Genomic DNA, 3,087 nt, shown 5'->3' on the forward strand with positions numbered 1-3,087 from the left:
GGCCGTGCGCAGCGCCTGGGTGCGCTCCTCGACCAGCTGTTCGAGCTCTTCGCGGCTGCGCTGGCGCATCCGGGCCAGACGCCAGCGTTGGGTCAGAAACAGCACCAGAAACACCAGCGCCAACCACGAACCGGCGGCAGCGAGGCCGGCGTTGCGTTGGTCTTCGAAGGGGAACTGAGGTTTGCGCAGCAGGTGCAAGGTCCAGCCTTCGGCCTTCAGCGGCAGGGATTCCCAGATGTAATTGGCGTTGCCATCGGGGCCGTTGACGCGCATCAGGTGGCTGTTTTCGTCGAAACGTTGCAGGGCCTGGGTCTCCAGCGGCTGCAATTGTTTCTTGTCGTATTGACGGGTGGCCTGTAGTTCGGCCAGGTCGCTAGCCGACAACGGGCGCAGGTTGCGATAACGCCAGCCCGGCTGATTGGCGATAAACACGATACCGCGGGCGTCGCTGACCAGCAGCAGGTCGTTACCCTGGGCCCACTCACGCTCGAGTTCGGGGAATTCCAGCTTGACCACCATGGCGCCGAGGAACTGCTCGTGTTCATCGAGCACCGCGCTGGAAAGGAAATACCCCGGCACGCCGGTGGTCACCCCGACCGCATAAAAGCGCCCGGTGCCCTGGCTCAACGTCTGCCTGAAATACGGCCGGAACGCGTAGTTGTGTCCGACGTAACTGCTCGGCAGGTTCCAGTTGCTGGCGGCCACGGCCAGGCCGGTGCGGTCCATCAGTTCCAATGTGGAGGACTGCGCGGCGCCGTTGATACGTTCCAGTTTACGGTTGAGCACGTCTTGGGTCGCGGCATCCAGTGGGCCTTTCAACGCGCTGATCATTTCCGAATCCAGTGCCAGCACGGCGGGCAGGGCGCGGTAGCGTTCGATCAGGGTGTGCAGCGAGTTGGCGTACAGCGCTAATTGCTGATTGGCGCGGGCGGCATCGTCTACCAGGGCCTGGCGTTCAGCGTGGCGTGTGGCCAAGGCGGCGGCCAGCACCGCACCGGCGATGATCAATAGGGAGTAGACGGTCAGGCGCAGGGGACGGGTGATCGCGATCATACGAAGATGAACAGTTGCAATTAGGGGGGGGCACCATAGCATGCGCCATAAAAAAGGCGACTGGGCCGTGTAGCCGCAGTCGCCTTTATCGGTACGAAGAAGTGTTTACTGCACTTCTATCGCCAGGCTTTCACTGATCTTTTTCTGCCAGATGGCAGGACCGGTGATGTGGACGGATTCGCCCTTGCTGTCCACCGCAACGGTGACTGGCATGTCTTTGACCTCGAACTCGTAGATCGCTTCCATGCCCAGCTCGGCGAAAGCGACAACGCGCGACTTCTTGATGGCTTGCGCCACCAGGTAAGCAGCGCCGCCCACGGCCATCAGGTACACGGCCTTGTAGTCCTTGATCGCTTCGATGGCGGTCGGGCCACGCTCGGATTTGCCGATCATGCCCAAAAGGCCGGTTTGCTCGAGGATCTGGCGGGTGAACTTGTCCATCCGCGTCGCAGTGGTCGGGCCAGCCGGGCCAACCACTTCGTCGCGCACCGGATCAACCGGGCCGACGTAGTAGATGAAGCGACCCTTGAGGTCCACCGGCAGGGTTTCGCCCCTGTTCAGCATCTCGACCATGCGCTTGTGCGCGGCGTCGCGACCGGTGAGCATCTTGCCGTTGAGCAACACGGTTTCGCCCGGCTTCCAGCTCTGCACGTCTTCCGGGGTCAGGGTGTCGAGGTTGACGCGACGGGCCGACGGGCCGGCTTCCCAGACGATTTCCGGGTAGGCGTCCAGCGATGGTGCTTCCAGCGATGCCGGGCCCGAACCGTCGAGCACGAAGTGCGCGTGACGGGTAGCGGCGCAGTTGGGGATCATGCACACCGGCAGGGAGGCGGCGTGGGTCGGGTAGTCCATGATCTTCACGTCGAGCACGGTGGTCAGGCCACCCAGGCCCTGGGCGCCGATACCCAGTTGGTTGACCTTCTCAAACAGCTCCAGGCGCATCTCTTCGATACGGTTGGAGGGGCCGCGCTTTTTCAGCTCGTGGATGTCGATGGATTCCATCAACACTTCCTTGGCCATGACGGCGGCTTTCTCGGCGGTGCCGCCGATGCCGATGCCGAGCATGCCCGGTGGGCACCAGCCGGCGCCCATGGTCGGAACGGTCTTGAGCACCCAGTCGACGATCGAGTCGGACGGGTTGAGCATGGCCATTTTCGACTTGTTCTCGGAACCACCGCCCTTGGCGGCCACATCCACTTCCACGGTGTTACCCGGGACGATGGAGTAGTGGATCACCGCCGGGGTGTTGTCCTTGGTGTTTTTACGCGCGCCCGCCGGATCGGCGAGGATCGACGCACGCAGGACGTTTTCCGGCAGGTTGTAGGCGCGACGCACGCCTTCGTTGATCATGTCGTCCAGGCCCATGGTGGCGCCGTCCCAACGCACGTCCATGCCTACGCGCACGAACACGGTGACGATCCCGGTGTCCTGGCAGATCGGGCGGTGGCCGGTGGCACACATGCGCGAGTTGATCAGGATCTGGGCGATGGAGTCACGGGCTGCTGGCGATTCTTCGCGCAGGTAGGCTTCGTGCATCGCCTGGATGAAGTCAACGGGATGGTAGTAGGAAATGAATTGCAGGGCGTCGGCAACGCTCTGAATCAGGTCGTCTTGCTTGATCACGGTCATGAGTCGCGCTCCTCTAATAAGGGAACATTCAATAAAGGTGGCTTCAGAGGGGTGTATCGGTCGGCTGAAACCACCTTTCCAAGGCACGCCGAGTGATGCTGGCGCGACGCTAAAAAGGCGCGGCAGTATAACCCGGCACGGTGGCCGATACACCCGACTATGGTCAAACTCTGCCGGGCGTGATTCCCTGTGTACGCTTTTTTGATCCGAGACCTTGTATGCCTGAACTGCACGTCGGCGAACGCCACTGGTCGGTCTCCACCGGCAGCAACCTGTTGGATGCCCTGAACCAGGCCGGCGTCGCTGTGCCCTACAGTTGCCGCGCCGGCAGTTGCCATGCATGCCTGGTACGTTGCCGGGGCGAGGTCGAGGACCTGCAGCCCGACGCCCTCAGTCCGGCGCAAC

General features: G+C 62.5%; 2 protein-coding genes and 1 pseudogene. 1 reads left to right on the forward strand and 2 read right to left on the reverse strand.

What is annotated here, in order from left to right; translation table 11 throughout:
* Positions 1–1,053, reverse strand: a pseudogene (locus L9Z73_RS28245) (sensor histidine kinase); the annotation flags it as partial.
* Between the two features lie 105 nt (positions 1,054–1,158).
* Complete coding sequence (locus tag L9Z73_RS28250) at positions 1,159–2,682, reverse strand: fumarate hydratase (RefSeq protein ID WP_247408054.1); 1,524 nt, start codon at positions 2,680–2,682, stop codon at positions 1,159–1,161.
* Positions 2,683–2,900: 218 nt separating this feature from the next.
* Here L9Z73_RS28250 and L9Z73_RS28255 point away from each other — a divergent pair.
* The coding region (locus tag L9Z73_RS28255) for a 2Fe-2S iron-sulfur cluster-binding protein (protein ID WP_247408057.1) at positions 2,901–3,087 on the forward strand (187 nt) is incomplete at its 3' end.

The organism is Pseudomonas emilianonis, assembly GCF_023072625.1.
GTDB lineage: Bacteria > Pseudomonadota > Gammaproteobacteria > Pseudomonadales > Pseudomonadaceae > Aquipseudomonas > Aquipseudomonas paraveronii.

Coding starts and splice junctions, on each gene's coding strand:
- L9Z73_RS28250 (WP_247408054.1), bottom strand. CDS start 2,682: ATGACCGTGATCAAGCAAGACGACCTGATTCAGAGCGTTGCCGACGCC.